The organism is Enterobacter sp. IF2SW-B1 (assembly GCF_001743375.1).
In the GTDB taxonomy this organism is placed as follows: Bacteria; Pseudomonadota; Gammaproteobacteria; order Enterobacterales; family Enterobacteriaceae; genus Enterobacter; species Enterobacter bugandensis.
In genome coordinates, this window is record NZ_MJAA01000002.1 from 136885 (window position 1) to 152257 (window position 15373).

Genomic DNA, 15373 nt, shown 5'->3' on the forward strand with positions numbered 1-15373 from the left:
AAAATTGTTAACGAGCTGGGATTTTAATTAACCCATACGCGACAATTTTTGATTTAAGGCAGCTAATGGCGTATTGATGGCACCAATAATGGGGTACGTCCGACGATGGTTTGTTGATTTACGCCGCTATGTTCTGGAACGGATGTGGCAAAATAGCGGGACTATAGCTATCAGGGAGTAAAGCTCGTGCTGGATAAACTGCGTTCACGTCTCGTACAATTCGGTCCATCAATGCTGAGCGTGCCGGTCAGGCTGGCGCCGTTCGCGCTTAAACGCCAGGTGCTGGAGCAGGTCCTGAGCTGGCAGTTCCGTCAGGCGCTGCAGGATGGCGAGCTGGAGTTTCTGGAAGGGCGCTGGTTAAGCATTGAGGTGCGTGACATCGGGCTGCGCTGGTTTACCTCCGTAGAGAACGACCAGCTGATCGTTCGTGAGTCTGCCGAGGCGGACGTGAGCTTTAGCGCCAACGCCAGCGACCTGCTGATGATTGCCGCGCGTAAGCAGGACCCGGACACACTCTTCTTCCAGCGCCGTCTGGTGATTGAGGGCGACACGGAGCTTGGCCTGTACGTTAAGAATTTAATGGATGCCATTGAGCTGGAGCAGATGCCGAAAGCGCTGCGCGTGATGTTGATGCAAATGGCAGATTTCGTTGAGGCGGGGCTGAAATCCCCGCCGGACAGTAAACACACTTCAGTAGGTGAGCCATGCTGATTCGAGTCGAAATAGGGATTGATGCACCGGGTATCGATGCGTTATTACGCCGCTCTTTTGAGAGCGATGCGGAAGCCCAACTGGTCCACGATCTCCGTGAAGACGGCCTGATCACGCTGGGGCTGGTTGCCACCGATGACGAAGGTCAGGTTGTCGGCTATGTTGCCTTCAGCCCGGTGATCGTTCAGGGTGAAGATCTTCAGTGGGTGGGCATGGCACCGCTGGCGGTAGATGAAAACTACCGCGGGCAGGGCCTGGCGCGCCAGCTGGTCTATGAAGGGCTGGACTCGCTGAATGAGTTTGGTTATGCCGCCGTGGTCACGCTGGGCGATCCGGCGTTCTATGGCCGTTTAGGCTTCGAGCAGGCCGCGCATTACGATCTTCGCTGCCGCTGGCCAGGTACCGAATCCGCCTTCCAGGTGCATCGCCTGGCGGATGATGCCCTGAACGGCGTAAATGGTCTGGTGGACTACCACGACCATTTTAATCGCTTTTAATCAGGCTCTCGCGTAGCGCCTCAAAGGAGCCGTCTCCGGTCACGAGGCGCTCCTTCTGGCGCTTCGTTAGCTGCTTAATACGGTACTCCAGCCTGAGTGCCAGCGATCTGTCCCCCACGGCGGCAGAAAAAGCCAGCTGCAGTTCGCCTTTCCCCCGCAGCGCTTTTGCCCCTTTCCCCGTTTGATGTTGTAAAAAACGCCGCGCCACATCGGTGGTGATCCCGGTGTAGAGTGCGTTATCAGCGGTTCGGACAAGATAGAGAAACCAGCACACGGTAAACAGATTCAGTATGTTAAGGTGAACGCACCATAGCATGAGAGAGAACGAAAATGGAAACACTGGCCGCCATTAACCGCTGGCTGGCAAAGCAGCACGTCGTGACCTGGTGCGTATATAGCGAGGGCGAAATGTGGTGCGCCAACGCCTTTTACTACTACGATCCTGAACGCGTCGCTTTTTACGTCATGAGTGAGGACAAAACGCGGCATGCCCAGATGACCGGCCAGCAGGCAAAAGTGGCGGGCACGGTCAACGGCCAGCCCAAAACCGTCGCGCTGATCCGCGGCGTGCAGTTCAAAGGCGAAATTCGTCGTCTGGAAGGTGAAGAAAGCGACGCACAGCGTAAACGCTACACGCGCCGCTTCCCGGTTGCTGCTGCGCTAAAAGCCCCGGTGTGGGAAATCCGCCTCGATGAGCTGAAATTTACCGACAACACCCTGGGCTTTGGCAAGAAGCTTCACTGGCTACGCGCCGAGCAGGCGTAGCGCTTCGCGGTTAAACGCCGGGAGATCGTCCGGGGTCCGGCTGGTGATCAGCTGGTCGTTATCGTTGACCACCTCCTGATCGTAAAACTCGGCCCCTGCGTTTTTCAGATCGATAACGATCGGTTTCACCGCCGTAAGCTTACGCCCGCGGACCACTTCAGCGCTGATCAGCAGCTGCGGGCCGTGGCAGATGGCAAAGACCGGCTTGCCGGTGCCGACGAAGTCACGGGTAAAGGTGACGAAACGCTCGTCCCCGCGCAGGGAATCCGGTGAATGGCCGCCTGGTAACAGCAGGGCGTCGAAATCTGACGGGCTGACGTTATCGATGGACTCATCGATGGTCACGCTGGCTTCGCCCTTGTGGCCCTTCACGGTTTTACCCGCTTCTTTCTCAATGGTGATGACCTCGTGTCCTGCCTTGCGGAATGCCTCAGCTGGCGACGTAAATTCTGAATCTTCAAACTCGTCGGTAATCAAGACTGCGATTTTTTTACCCATGCTTCCTCCGTTGTTTTCGCTTCAGACTGTTTTTTTCCCGTTTGTGGTAAATACTTACCGGTAACAGACTTTTAAGTGTGGTAGAGCAGGTCCAGATCGCAAACGGACAATTCTGTAAAGGGGATAAGATGAGTCAGGTACTGATTACCGGCGCAACCGGGCTGGTGGGTGGACATCTGCTGCGGTTGCTGATCCAGGACCGGCATATCAACTATATTGCCGCCCCGACGCGCCGCCCGCTGTTGGATATCACCGGCGTCTATAACCCGCACGATCCCCAGCTCACCGACGCGCTGGCGCAGGTGCAGGATCCTATAGATATCGCCTTTTGCTGCCTGGGCACGACGCGGCGTGAGGCGGGCAGTAAAGAAGCGTTCGTCCATGCGGACTACACGCTGGTGGTGGATACCGCCCTGACGGCGAAAAAGCTGGGGGCAAAACATTTCCTGGTGGTGAGCTCGCACGGCGCCAGCACCGGCTCACCGTTTTTTTACAATCAGGTGAAGGGCAAAATGGAAGAGGCGCTGATTGCGCAGAAGTGGGAGCGCCTGACAATCGTGCGGCCTTCCATGCTGATGGGCCACCGCGACGAACGGCGTTTTAACGAATCCTTCTTCGCCCCGCTGTTTCGTATCCTGCCGGGTAACTGGAAGTCCATCGAGGCGCGGGACGTCGCGCAGGCGATGCTGAAAGAGGCGCTGGCACCGTCGCAGGAGGGCGTCAATATCATCCCTTCGGCAAAACTGCGTGAAATCGCGCAGGGCGAGGCGTAAACTTCTCCGGCTTATTAAATAACACTCTCCGGGGAATGGTATGACTGGTCAGTCTTCATCTCAGGCGGCAACACCTGTCCAATGGTGGAAGCCCGCACTCTTCTTTCTCGTGGTCATCATTGGCCTCTGGTATGTGAAATGGCAGCCGTACTACGGCAAAGCCTTCACCGCCGCCGAAACGCACAGCATCGGTAAATCTATACTCGCTCAGGCTGATGCCAGCCCGCTGAAGGCGGCATGGGATTACGCCATGGTCTACTTCCTCGCGGTGTGGAAAGCTGCCGTCTTAGGGGTAATCCTGGGATCGCTGATTCAGGTACTTATTCCACGAAACTGGCTGGTGAAAACACTCGGGCAGCCGCGCTTTCAGGGCACGCTGCTGGGGACGATTTTCTCTCTGCCGGGCATGATGTGCTCCTGCTGTGCCGCACCGGTAGCGGCGGGTATGCGCCGCCAGCGCGTATCCATGGGCGGTGCGCTGGCATTCTGGATGGGGAACCCGCTGCTCAACCCGGCGACGCTGGTGTTTATGGGCTTTGTGCTCGGCTGGCATTTTGCCGCTATCCGTCTGGTTGCCGGGCTGCTGACGGTGCTGGTGGTGGCGACGCTGGTACAAAAACTGGTGAAGGATACTGCCGTCGAACCCGCAGCCGTTGAACTGGACGTCAGCGAACCGCAGGGCGGTTTCTTCACTCGCTGGGGTAAGGCGTTGTGGCAGCTTTTCTGGAGCACCATTCCGGTCTATATCCTGGCGGTACTGGTTCTGGGCGCGGCGCGCGTCTGGCTCTTCCCGCATGCGGATGGCGCGATCGACAACACGCTGATGTGGGTGATTGCGATGGCCGTTGCAGGCTGCCTGTTTGTGATCCCCACGGCGGCAGAAATTCCGATTGTCCAGACCATGATGCTGGCCGGTATGGGTACCGCACCGGCGCTGGCGCTGCTTATCACCTTGCCGGCAATCAGCCTGCCGTCGCTCATCATGCTGCGTAAGTCTTTCCCGGCGAAAGCGCTGTGGCTGACGGCGGGGCTGGTGGCGTTGAGCGGAGTGATGGTGGGGAGTATTGCGTTGATGTAAAAAAAGCCCGGTGGCGCTCGCGCCTACCGGGCCTTTAGTCAGACGTGGATTACTTAATGTAGGTAAACGCGGTGGTGACGTGCTTCACGCCGCTCACCCGGCTGGCGATATCCGCCGCCGCTTTCCCTTCACGATCGGTCACCAGACCCAGCAGGAACACTTCACCGTTTTCGGTCGTTACCTTCACGTTTGAGGATTTCACCTGGTCTGAACCCAGCAGCTGGGAGCGGACTTTGGTGGTGATCCAGGTGTCAGACGACGCGGTGCCCAGGCTGATTGGCTGACCCTGGCGGATTTCATTGAAGACTTCCGTGGTGCCCTCAACGCCCATTGCGATCTGCTTCGCGCGGCTGGAGAGTTCGGTATTCGGTGCCTGACCCGTCAGCAGGACTTTGCCCTGATAAGCCGTCACGTTGATACGCGCTTCTTTCTTGATTTGTTCGTCTTTCGACAGCGCACTGTTGACCCGCAGCTCCAGCGTACCGTCATCCACCTGCGTTCCCACAGAGCGCGGATCGGTCGCCGCTTTGGTGCCTACTGCGGCAGTACCCACAACGGCCGCAGCAATACATCCCTGAAGCAGTAATGCAGACATAAGGACTGCGAGGGTCGATAAAGCCTTCATAAAAACTCCTTAATCATCCTGGTGAGGGAAAAGCGTGTTATCGATCAAATCGCATAAGCAGTTCACCGTGAGCATATGCATCTCCTGGATACGTGCGCTACGGTGAGACGGAATGCGGATTTCCACATCCTGCGGCCCGAGCAGACCCGCCAGCTCACCGCCGTCATAGCCGGTTAAGGCGACGATGGTCATGTCGCGGGTAACGGCGGCTTCAACGGCTTTGACGATGTCCCGGCTGTTGCCGCGCGTGGAGATCGCCAGCAGCACATCGCCGGCATGCCCCAAGGCGCGCACCTGCTTTGCGTAAATTTCGTCATGCAGACGATCGTTAGCAATCGCTGTTAAGACCACATTATCGGTATTAAGTGCAATGGCAGGTAAACTCGGGCGTTCGGTTTCAAAACGGTTAATCATGCTGGCAGCAAAATGCTGTGCGTTGGCGGCTGAGGTTCCGTTGCCACAACAGAGGATTTTGTTGCCGTTAAGCAGGGATTGCACCAGCGTCATTGCAGCGCGAGAGATCGCGTCCGGAAGGGCTTCCGCCGCGGCAATCTGAGTCTGGATGCTTTCTGTGAAGCACACTTTAATTCTTTCGAGCACGTTATCCCTTTTAAATCTTAATTATGCGTCTTCGCCAAAAGCGTTTTTAAGCCATTCGATCTCATTTCCGGTGAAGGCTATCACATCGAAACGGCAATCCACAGTATCAAAGCTCCCATTATGGCGGGCAAGCCACAAGTGGGCAGTCTGTAATAATTTATGTTGTTTGGCGAGCGTCACGCTGGCGGCAGCACCGCCAAAACGGGAAGACTGTCGAAAGCGGACTTCTACAAACACAATCACCTGACCGTCTTTCATGATCAGATCAATTTCGCCGCCGCGCCCGCGGACGTTGGCGGCGATAAAGCGCAGTCCTTTGCCTTCGAGCCAGCGACGCGCTTTTAACTCCCACGCATCGCCGGTCTCTTTACGGCTTAACTGGCCGGGACGATTTGCCCCTGCTGGTATTTGAGCCATGATAACTTCCTGTTAATCACACAGTCCTGAGTGGCGGTCAGATCGCCGGTGTTGCCGTTAAGTTCAAAGCCCGGCACCTGACGCATCTGGGTAAAGTGGTTTGCCAGCGCCCACGCATCAACACCCATCGCATACAGACGCGCCAGCGAATAGTCGTTACGTACGGAGCTTAGCGCCTGCTGCATCAGCGCCGGGTTGCTGCCCGCCAGCATCGGGATTTCGCTGTACTGCAGGCCGTCCATTTCCAGACGGAAATCCGGGCCTGCAGTGCCCTGTGCGCTGCGGGAGCTGGCGTAGAGCGTTGCGCCGCTCTGGCTGCCGTTACGCATCGCGATCATCGGCTTGATAAAGGCGATCTCCTGCGGCGTGGCAACGATATAGGCCGCATCCACTTTACCACCACCGCTTATCTGCGCGTCGGTTGGCGGGGCAGGGATGGTCAGGCCGCCAATGGTCACGCTCTGCTGCTGCGGCAGGCTGGCGGAAACCGGACTGCCGTTAAGCGCGATACCCGCCCCACCGTTAACGCCCGCACGCAGTTCAGAGACGGAACCGAATTTCTGCTGCAGCACGATGCCGCCGCCCAGCTTCTGCCACTCGTCGGCAAAAGCATTAGCCACGCGATCGCCCAGCGTACTGCGCGGGATCAGCAGCAGCGGGGCCTGTTTACCCTGCTCGTGGATATGACGCGCCGCATCGCGGGCTTCATCTTCCGGAGAGAGTGCGAAGTAGCAAATATTGGCCCGGTTCTGAACCTGTTCCGGCTGGTTGAGCGCCAGTACGTTCAGCGTGGTATTGCTCTTCATCAGCTCTTCCACGTTGTTTTTCAGCAGCGGGCCGACAACGATGCTTGCCCCGTCCTGCTGAACCTGCGCCAGCACCTGGTCAAGCGGCTTCGAACTGGTGTCGTAGATTTTCAGCTCAGCGCCAGGATTCGCGCTGGCGGTCGCCACGGCCTGCGGCTGAGCGGCAGGTTGTGATGCTGGTTGTGCCGGCTGCTGTTGAGGCTGTTCTGCCGTTGCCTCTGGTGCAGGCGTCGCTTGTGCCTCAGCCGGAGCCTGTGCTGCCGGTGCGGCAGTCGCTGGTGGGGTTGTCGGTGCGGTAACCGGGTTTTGCATTGTACCCTGCGGCGGGGTTTGTGCGGTGGTCAGGTCACTGGTCTCGGCGGCAGAGGGGCTGACAACGTCGTTCACGTTGGCCGCCTGCGCTGCCTGCACCGGAACCGCACTGCCCGTTACCGGCGTGGTGCCGTTTTTCGCCGCTTCAAAGCCCTGTTGAATCGTACGGCCAAACACTGCTGCCTGGCCATTCAGCGGCAGGAGCAGCGCAATTTTGCTTGTCGACGCAGGCTTAAAGTTCTGCACATTCACCAGCTGGGTTGGCAGCATTTTTGCGCCCGGGTTCTGCGGGTAACGGGTCTGCCAGTCGGTAATACCGGCTTTCAGCATTTTTGGATCGCTGCGGTTGTTAAACCACATCTGCTGCAGATCAAGCCAGCCCTGAAGCACGTTTTCGTCCGCGTTAATGACCAGCGCCTTTGCCTGATCCTGGGTCATCGAGGCAAGCGCCTGCCAGGTGGCATCAATGTTTTTCTGCTTGTCGGCACCGGCGAGCAGCGGCTCCTGGGCAATCAAGGCACGCAGGAGCGTCAGGGAAGGGCGCCCCTGCTCAGCGGTAATGCCTGCCTGCCAGAAGCGCGCCTGCTGGTTTTTATCCAGCGCGCTCAGGTCGATGCTCCCCAGAATCTTTTTCGCGCCATCATAATCTTTCTGCGCGACCTTCAGCTCGGCAGAGAGCAGGCTCTGCTCAAGTTGCTGAGTATCGTTAAGCTCTTTCGGCAGTTGGCCGAACAGCTCGGCAGCCTGCTGGGTTTTGCCCTCTTTCAGCAGTGCACGAATGGCGAGTAATTGCCAGTTGATCCTGGTATCATTTGTACTCTGCGACATTTGTTGCAGATAAAAGCCAGAATCAGCCTGAGCGGAGCCCTGAAGATGGGCGGTGCTCTGGTCAGGTGCCTGGGTGCCACAGCCTGCAAAAATCAGGGCTGCGAGCAGCAGCGGCACGCTGCGCGTGGCTTTTTTTCGAAGAAACGTTAACGGTACCATACTGTATCCAGTGATTTTTTACGCAATGCTCAATATTAAATCGGCAATACGGACGAAACAATGAAACAACACGAAACGGCAGATAATTCTCAAGGCCAGCTTTATATTGTACCTACTCCTATCGGGAATTTGTCTGATATTACCCAACGTGCGCTGAACGTATTGCAAGCTGTTGATTTAATTGCCGCTGAAGACACCCGCCACACCGGTTTACTGCTGCAACATTTCGCGATTAACGCCCGTTTGTTTGCCCTGCACGATCACAATGAGCAACAAAAAGCCGAAACGCTGGTGGCGAAGCTCAAAGAGGGGCAGAACATCGCGCTGGTCTCTGACGCCGGGACGCCTCTGATTAACGATCCTGGCTACCATCTGGTGCGCACCTGTCGCGAAGCCGGGATTCGCGTTGTGCCGCTGCCGGGGCCGTGCGCCGCGATTGCTGCGTTAAGCGCTGCAGGTCTGCCGTCTGACCGTTTCTGCTATGAAGGCTTCCTCCCTGCCAAATCCAAAGGCCGTCGCGATGTATTAAAGGAACTGGAAGCCGAGCCGCGTACCCTTATCTTCTACGAATCCACTCACCGCCTGCTGGAAAGCCTGGAAGATATGGTCACCGTCTGGGGCGAATCCCGCTACGTGGTGCTGGCGCGTGAGCTGACCAAAACCTGGGAAACCATTCACGGCGCGCCAGTCGGTGAACTGCTGGCGTGGGTGAAGGAAGACGAAAACCGCCGCAAAGGCGAAATGGTGCTGATTGTCGAAGGGCATAGGGCGGAAGAGGATGCCCTGCCTGCTGATGCGCTGCGCACGCTGGCCTTGCTGCAGGCCGAACTGCCGCTGAAGAAAGCGGCGGCATTAGCAGCAGAGATTCACGGCGTGAAGAAAAATGCGCTGTATAAGTATGCGCTGGAGCAGCAGGGGGAGTAATTTCTGATACTGTTTTGCCGGGTGGCGGCTGCGCCTTACCCGGCCTACAGATTTATTTACTCTTCTATTTCCCAGGCATCGCCTCAAATACCAGCGTTTCCAGCGGCTGCAGCGTAATCACCACCGCGTTTTTGTACTCCTCAGGTACGGTTGAATTACTGCCGTACACCGCTTTGAGACTAAACTTCGCCGCGTCTCCCGTGGGTATTTCGAATTCTTTCGCTAAATCAAGATAGTAGCTTTGCGGCTTGTCCGAGGGGTTACGCAAGCCGAGTATGGCTTTCTCTTTACTCCACGAAGCCCAGCCGTAAACCTGCAGCGCCGTCGGGTCTCCGCCAATCCAGTGCGTATCCACCAGCACGCTGGCATTGTCACGCGACCATTTTGCGGCCTGCGCCAGCGTATCCCACTTCGCCTTGTTCAACATTGAAGGGGTGATATACAGTTCCTGCAACTGGGTGCCGGTGGCGAAGTAGCTCCAGACCTGATCGGCAAAATCACTGTCCGTTTGCACCTTCTCCAGCCCGTAATAGGCATTCTCAGCGCTGACAATGCCGTGATACATCAGCGAGTTCAGCGGAAACAGCGGGCCTTTGCGCACAATGGAGCGGTACGTTTCGGCATCGCGGTAGGTCATCCACTGCTGCACCGGCGTGCCGGGACCGTACAGGTTGATGTCATCACCCTGACGCCAGATGGAATCCGCATAGAACAGCCAGGACGGACTGGCGTTGGTGCCGGTCGTCAGGTTGATAAACAGATTCGGGTTGGCACTGCGCATGTTATGCAGCAGAGCGATGGAGGCGTCAAAATCCGAGGCGAACGGGCTACCCGGGATATGCGCGTTGGCATTACCCATCCCGTCCAGCTTGAACGAGGTAATATGCTCGTTTTTGATAAGCTTAACGATCTGCTCATTGAAGTTTTTAAAGTAGTTAGGCCCTGACAGGGCCAGCTTCCCGTCGACGGTTTCGAACCCATACTCTTTTGCATGCGAGACGCGAACGTCGCGCGGTTTGTTATACCCTCCCCACGGTGAGAGCCACAGTCCGACCGAGCTGTGCAGGCTGTCGGCTTTTTCCCGTACCTTGCCAAAACCGTTGCCGAATGCCGGGCCAAACAGCCAGCGCCCGGTCAGGTCGTCCCAGCCATCGTCCAGCAGGAAGGCGTCCAGCGCCACGCCGCGTCCGGCGATAAATTCCTTATTCCATTCATCCATCCGCCCCAGCACGTCCTGTTCGGAATAGGGGGTAAAGAAGCCAATATCCATCCAGCTGTTGTAGTGCAGGTAGGGCTTATACGGACGCGGACGCACGGTATTAATAAACTGGTTTACGCTGCGGCGCAGCTGGCTGGTTTCCGGGAAAGTGCCGAAATACGTGGTATAGCTGACCGGCGTTGCGGGCTGAATCGGCGTTTTTAACTCTACGTTGAGGTTGGTCGTCGCTTCATAGGCGTAGGTGTTAACGATGGGCTTGTCCGGGAGAATAAAGAACGAGTCCGCGACAATCGGCGAGCTGTTGATCGCCCCGTCAACGTAAGGTGCCTGCGTCTGTTTTTTCGTCGGGAAGAAGGTGATTTTTGCCACGTCACGCGGCTGACTTACCGCCGCGAGGGTGTAATCGATGCTGGCGTATTTATCTTTCACCAGGTTGAGCTTTACCGTCACGTTAAAATCCGGACGCGAAAAGTCGATGACAATGGCGCTGTCCTGCTTTTCGACGTGCTTGATTTTGAAATCAGCGGTGTGGATTTTGGTTTCGTCCGGCAGCGTCAGAAAGAACAGTTCCTGCGGGGTGATGAGGTGGTTGGCCTTTTTGTCAGTTACCACCACCGTTGAATTGGCGTCATCAAAGGACAGGGCAATCTTGTCGTTAGTGAGCGTGTAGTTCGCTGCCATCGCGCCATGGGAAACGCACAGGGCAAGCATTGAGAGGGTGAGCACTTTTTTCATTAAAGTAAGATCCTCTTTGTTATGCTTCTGCCGGAAGACGCAGACGGTTAGCCGAACCGCAAACGGCGATCTTGCTTCGGACCACCTCTTTCATGGCGTCCATCCCGACGCGCATGTAGAAGCGCGGATCGTTGCCCTGCGGGTTCTCGGCAAACCAGGCTTTGACCGCATCAGAGAAGGCGATTTTCAACTCGGTTGCGACATTAACTTTGCACACGCCCAGTTCAATAGTGCGGCGCACATCATCATCCGGAACATCGCTCGCTCCGTGCAGCACCAGCGGAACCGCTACCACCTCGCGGATCTCAGCCAGGCGCTGGAAGTCAATTTTGGGGCGTTTGGTATAGAGGCCGTGCGCGGTGCCGATGGCGACGGCGAGGCTGTCCACGCCGGTCAGCTCAACGAAGCGTTTCGCCTCCTGCGGGTCGGTCAGGAATGCGCTTTCGGCGTCGACGCTCATGTTATCTTCAACACCCCCCAGACGGCCCAGTTCCGCCTCAACGCTACAGTCGTTGAGGTGGCAAAAATCGACCACCGATTTCACCAGCTTCACGTTTTCTTCAAAGGGATAGTGGCTACCGTCGATCATTGCGCTGCGTACGCCGGCATGTACCTTGCGACGAATGTCATCCAGCGATTCGTGATGATCGAGATGCAGCGCCAGCGGCATGTCGTAGCTGAGGGAGTACGCGCTGCACAGAGCGTAGATCTCCTCCAGCGCAATGTGTTTAAAAGTACCCGGCGTCCCGGCGAGGATCACCGGCGATCGCATTTCGCTGCACACTTCGAGGATCGCCTGGATCGTCTCGGCGTTATGGATGTTAAAGGCCGGAACGGCATAGCCCTTTGTCTGCGCGTCCTGCAGAAGATATTTGGTCGAAATAATACTCATAATACGATCCTCTTAAACCTGCCACGGATGAATAACCACGCCCTGTACCACACGGTTGACCGTTCCGCTGGCGGATGGTGTGTCCGGCGTGTTGCCAACATGCAGAGACTGGGTTAGCGCAAAGACCTGGGCGTAGATCAGGAAGCAGAACGCCTGCTCCATATCGTTGAACGGACGGGAAGGCGGCAGCAGGATATGCGGCCCCGCTTCAATGGCTGGATCGTTTTCGGCGGCGATGGCGACCACGCGCATGGCCTGACGATCGCGGCGCAGCTCGGCCAGCAGATCCAGATCGTACTGACGCGTATACGGATGGCTGGAGATAAACACCACCACCAGCGTTTCGTTATCCACCAGTGACTTAGGCCCGTGACGAAAGCCCGTTGGTGAATCGTAGAATGCCGCCAGCTTGCCCGCGGTCAGCTCCAGCACCTTCAGCGCAGACTCGCGCGCCGCGCCCTGCAGACCGCCGCTTCCCAGATACACAACGCGTTTCCACGGTTCGTTGCCAAAGACGCCCTCGCTGAAATCCCCGAGCGAGGTGAGGATCGCCTGGCAGCGATCGGCTACGTCCCGGAAGCTTTGGCTGCCGATCGTTTCTGGTGCGAATACGGCCAGACAGCTCGCCATCATGGTGGTAATGCTGCTGGTCATCGCGAACCCGCGATCGTGCGTTTCGGCTGGCATCAGCAGGGCAAAGGCGTTATCGCTCTCGACGGCGTTCTGGTACAGGCTTCCCGCCTCGTTGCAGGTGATCGACAGGTGGTAGCACTCGGGCACGAACCGGTTCGCCAGCTCAACGGCGGCGACGCTCTCTGGACTGTTGCCGGAGCGGGCAAAAGAGACCAGCAGCAGAGGGTGTGCCGGGCTGAAGTAATCCATCGGGTTGGTGACCAGATCGGTTGTCGGTATGGCGGAGACGTTTTTACCGGTGTGGCTCGCAAGCCAGGGGGCAATTATCTCGCCAATAAACGCGGAGGTGCCCGCGCCGGTGAGGACGATCCGCAGGTCTCGCTTACGCAGCAGCGGCGTCAGGAAACCGTCAATCGAGGTGCGCAGATTATCGATGTTGTTGAGTGAGCGGATCCAGCAGGCAGGCTGCTGGCGGATCTCTTTTTCGGTCCAGGTGCCGGTTGTGGCGGCGGTGGTTTGTTGCATAACTCAGTCCTTAGTCGTGTGAATTCCACATCAGACGCTGGCAAACGTGTCGCTATCTTTCGTTTCGTTTCACTTATTCACATTAGCAGTTAAACAAAATCTATAGGAAAGAAATCGAAAGTTCAATAATGGAAAGGGAATAAAACGAAAAGTGTGATCGTGAAAGGAAAGGGTAAAACCAAGGAAAGGAAAAGAAAGGCCTTACGATTTGATGCCGTAAGGCCGCCGGGACACGCAATGTAAACTACGAAGGTGAACGCTGTGAAAGTAACTGGATCATATTCCTTCCTCTACGGGGGCTTTCTCGCGACAGCGACCAAGCTCATCCACCAGGCTGGTCAGGCCGCGGTGGCCGCACTCCAGCGCCTGCAGACGAAACGCTTCGCTACTTAATCCGTCACGTTCCAGCACCATTTCCAGCAAAAGCTGCAGGTTGGTGCCGGTAATCACTTCGCTACCCGGTCTTTGCATCGCGAGCGTCGAGGTCACGCGAAACGGCGTGCCGCCGAGAAGGTCGGTGAGGAAAATAATATCCTGCTCTGGATCCAGCTCACTCACCGCCTGCTCAAGCTGAGCGGTCAGCCTTGCAGTGGTGGAGTTTTCCGGAAAATCGATGGCGATAAACTGCGGCTGCTCGCCCAGGATCTGCCTCATCGCTTGTTCAAGCCCGCTGGCAAAGCCGCCGTGACCCGTCAAAATTATGCCTAACATCGCAACCTCTTTGCTTTTACAGGAAGTGACAGAATTTACCGACAACGCCCAGCACCACGGTGATACCGATCAGCCGCAGCGGGCTCCAGCCGCGGCGCACCAGCCAGAACATGGTCAGGGTGTAGACCAGCGGCAGGAACGCGGGCATCAACTTGTCGATCACGTCGGTTTGCAGTTTAACGACCGCATCACCCGCCTTGATTTCAAGCGTCGTATTGAGTCGGACGTAGGTCGCCACCAGCGCGCCGATCACCGTCATCCCGACAATAGAGGCCGCGTGGCCCACCTTTTTGGTGTTGGCTTTGATCAGCGGAATGGCGGCAACGCCCATTCGGTATGCGTAGTGCGCCAGGCCAAAGCGCAGGCCGAGATGCACCACGTTGAACAGCACGATAAAAACTACCGCGCCAAGAATGGAACCTTGCAGCGCCAGGCTGGCACCAATACCGCCGCAGATGGGTAACAGGGTCAGCCAGAACATGGCGTCACCAATGCCTCCGAGCGGGGCTCCGACCGCAATTTTGGTGCTCTGAATGCTGTTTACATCCTGCTTTGAGCGCTCCATTGCCAGAATAATGCCGATAACGAAGGTCACCAGAAACGGATGGGTGTTAAAGAAGCCCATATGACCTTTCATCGCCCGCGCCAGGTCCCGCTTATTGGTGTGGATCTTTTTCAGCGCGGGCAGCAGCCCGTACAGCCAGCCGGAGGCCTGCATACGCTCATAGTTGAACGAGGCCTGCAGCAGCATGGAGCGCCAGGCCACGCGGTTAATGTCTTTTTTGGTCAGCTCCGCGCCAATGGTCTGGTCTTCATAGACGTTCTCATTCACGCCGCTCAGCAGCGTCTCTTCACTGACAGACGCGCCCGGCAGGGTGGTTTGATTAGATGCCATCTTCAAATTCCTCTTTCTGGGCCGCGGGCGCCGTCGGTTCAGGCGATTTACGCAGCAGGTCGATCAGCGCCATCGCCAGCGCCGCTGCGGCAATCGCCAGTACCGGAAGCTTCAGCCAGGCCGCGGCGACAAAACCGATAATGAAGTAAGGGATGTAGACGTTTTTCATCATGATCTTCAGCAGCACGGCGAAGCCGATCGCTGGCATGATGCCGCCCGCGACGCCGAGACCGTCAATCAGACGCTCCGGCAGGATAGCAATGGCGGTTTTCGCGTGTTCAGCGCCAAAGTAGATGGGCAGAAACGCGCACAGGAAATAAAAAATGCCGAGCGCCAGCAGCGCCAGATAGTTGACTCGCTCTATGCCGTCGGTGTCCGCGTTGGCCGCCATGCGATCGCAGCGGGACATTACGCCGGACATGACCGAGAAGAGGAAGGTGATACCCATCTGCACCGCCACGGCAAACGGCACCGCGACCCCAACGGCGACATCCGGCTTCACGCCCGTGGTGATGGCAAACGTGGTGCCGACGATGGTGCCGATAATCACGTTTGGCGGCTGCGCGCCCGCCAGCGGCGCCAGACCCATCCAGACCAGCTCTAAGGTACCGCCGGTCAGGATCCCGGTATGCAGATCGCCCAGTATCAGGCCGACCAGAGGACCAAGCACCACCGGGCGGTGCATGTGTGTTAAGCCGTTAAACATATCCAGGCCCGCGATAAAGGCAAGAAGCCCCAGCGCGAACGCCTGCAACAGACTGATTTCCATT

At 57.2% G+C, this 15373-nt stretch carries 18 protein-coding genes; 6 read left to right on the forward strand and 12 right to left on the reverse strand.

The window, feature by feature from the left end; genetic code table 11:
• The first annotated feature begins 186 nt into the window (after window positions 1-186).
• Window positions 187-711, forward strand: coding sequence for an SCP2 domain-containing protein (locus A6013_RS04985; RefSeq protein WP_028014541.1), 525 nt, complete (start codon window positions 187-189; stop codon window positions 709-711).
• Window positions 705-1208, forward strand: coding sequence for a GNAT family N-acetyltransferase (locus tag A6013_RS04990; RefSeq protein ID WP_041907900.1), 504 nt, complete (start codon window positions 705-707; stop codon window positions 1206-1208). Before A6013_RS04985 ends, A6013_RS04990 begins: the two co-directional genes overlap by 7 nt.
• Here the strand turns inward: A6013_RS04990 and A6013_RS04995 are convergent.
• The gene (locus tag A6013_RS04995) at window positions 1195-1524 is read right to left on the reverse strand and encodes a GIY-YIG nuclease family protein (protein ID WP_045260079.1); all 330 of its coding nucleotides are present in this window, start codon (window positions 1522-1524) and stop codon (window positions 1195-1197) included. The two genes, A6013_RS04990 and A6013_RS04995, sit on opposite strands and share 14 nt — an antisense overlap.
• Window positions 1525-1538: 14 nt before the next feature.
• Here A6013_RS04995 and A6013_RS05000 point away from each other — a divergent pair, with 14 nt between their 5' ends.
• Entirely contained in the window at window positions 1539-1973 is a 435-nt protein-coding gene (locus tag A6013_RS05000) for a YhbP family protein (RefSeq protein ID WP_063155276.1), read from the forward strand.
• Here the strand turns inward: A6013_RS05000 and A6013_RS05005 are convergent.
• A complete protein-coding gene (locus tag A6013_RS05005) occupies window positions 1953-2471 on the reverse strand; it encodes a type 1 glutamine amidotransferase domain-containing protein (protein ID WP_028014537.1) in 519 nt (172 codons plus the stop codon). The two genes, A6013_RS05000 and A6013_RS05005, sit on opposite strands and share 21 nt — an antisense overlap.
• A gap of 128 nt (window positions 2472-2599) precedes the next feature.
• Between A6013_RS05005 and A6013_RS05010 the strand changes: the two genes are divergently transcribed.
• Together A6013_RS05010 and A6013_RS05015 are read left to right on the forward strand one after the other, a co-directional pair.
• A complete protein-coding gene (locus tag A6013_RS05010; RefSeq protein ID WP_032644919.1) occupies window positions 2600-3244 on the forward strand; it encodes an NAD(P)H-binding protein in 645 nt (214 codons plus the stop codon).
• Between the two features lie 40 nt (window positions 3245-3284).
• Window positions 3285-4322, forward strand: a complete 1038-nt coding sequence (locus A6013_RS05015; RefSeq protein ID WP_028014535.1) for a permease — start codon at window positions 3285-3287, stop codon at window positions 4320-4322.
• Between the two features lie 49 nt (window positions 4323-4371).
• Here the strand turns inward: A6013_RS05015 and dolP are convergent, their stop codons facing one another.
• Genes dolP through A6013_RS05035 form a run of 4 tightly spaced genes read right to left on the reverse strand, consistent with a single transcriptional unit; the run spans window position 4372 to window position 8069 of the window.
• Window positions 4372-4947 carry a division/outer membrane stress-associated lipid-binding lipoprotein gene (gene dolP, locus A6013_RS05020; protein ID WP_028014534.1) on the reverse strand — a complete coding sequence of 192 codons (576 nt, stop codon included), beginning with the start codon at window positions 4945-4947 and terminating at the stop codon, window positions 4372-4374.
• A gap of 9 nt (window positions 4948-4956) precedes the next feature.
• Window positions 4957-5547, reverse strand: coding sequence for a DnaA initiator-associating protein DiaA (gene diaA / locus A6013_RS26705; RefSeq protein WP_003861754.1), 591 nt, complete (start codon window positions 5545-5547; stop codon window positions 4957-4959).
• 21 nt (window positions 5548-5568) lie between these two features.
• Complete coding sequence (locus A6013_RS26710) at window positions 5569-5964, reverse strand: YraN family protein (protein ID WP_028014533.1); 396 nt, start codon at window positions 5962-5964, stop codon at window positions 5569-5571.
• Window positions 5922-8069, reverse strand: coding sequence for a penicillin-binding protein activator (locus tag A6013_RS05035; RefSeq protein WP_069732650.1), 2148 nt, complete (start codon window positions 8067-8069; stop codon window positions 5922-5924). The genes A6013_RS26710 and A6013_RS05035 overlap by 43 nt, the downstream gene beginning before the upstream one ends.
• A 60-nt stretch (window positions 8070-8129) precedes the next feature.
• Between A6013_RS05035 and rsmI the strand changes: the two genes are divergently transcribed.
• On the forward strand, window positions 8130-8993 hold the full coding sequence (gene rsmI / locus A6013_RS05040; RefSeq protein ID WP_047364705.1) for a 16S rRNA (cytidine(1402)-2'-O)-methyltransferase: 864 nt from the start codon (window positions 8130-8132) through the stop codon (window positions 8991-8993).
• Window positions 8994-9057: 64 nt separating this feature from the next.
• On the opposite strand, the gene A6013_RS05045 is transcribed toward rsmI, so the two are convergent.
• From A6013_RS05045 to agaW, 6 genes are all read right to left on the reverse strand, one after another.
• A complete protein-coding gene (locus A6013_RS05045) occupies window positions 9058-10947 on the reverse strand; it encodes an enterotoxin (protein ID WP_069732651.1) in 1890 nt (629 codons plus the stop codon).
• Between the two features lie 19 nt (window positions 10948-10966).
• Window positions 10967-11839 carry a tagatose-bisphosphate aldolase subunit KbaY gene (gene kbaY / locus A6013_RS05050; protein ID WP_069732652.1) on the reverse strand — a complete coding sequence of 291 codons (873 nt, stop codon included), beginning with the start codon at window positions 11837-11839 and terminating at the stop codon, window positions 10967-10969.
• Window positions 11840-11851: 12 nt separating this feature from the next.
• A complete protein-coding gene (locus A6013_RS05055) occupies window positions 11852-12997 on the reverse strand; it encodes an SIS domain-containing protein (protein WP_069732653.1) in 1146 nt (381 codons plus the stop codon).
• 276 nt (window positions 12998-13273) lie between these two features.
• A complete protein-coding gene (agaF, locus tag A6013_RS05060; protein ID WP_069732654.1) occupies window positions 13274-13708 on the reverse strand; it encodes a PTS galactosamine/N-acetylgalactosamine transporter subunit IIA in 435 nt (144 codons plus the stop codon).
• 16 nt (window positions 13709-13724) lie between these two features.
• The gene (gene agaE, locus A6013_RS05065) at window positions 13725-14603 is read right to left on the reverse strand and encodes a PTS N-acetylgalactosamine transporter subunit IID (protein WP_047367066.1); all 879 of its coding nucleotides are present in this window, start codon (window positions 14601-14603) and stop codon (window positions 13725-13727) included.
• The gene (agaW, locus tag A6013_RS05070) at window positions 14593-15372 is read right to left on the reverse strand and encodes a PTS N-acetylgalactosamine transporter subunit IIC (protein WP_028014525.1); all 780 of its coding nucleotides are present in this window, start codon (window positions 15370-15372) and stop codon (window positions 14593-14595) included. Before agaW ends, agaE begins: the two co-directional genes overlap by 11 nt.
• Between the last annotated feature and the right edge of the window lies 1 nt (window position 15373).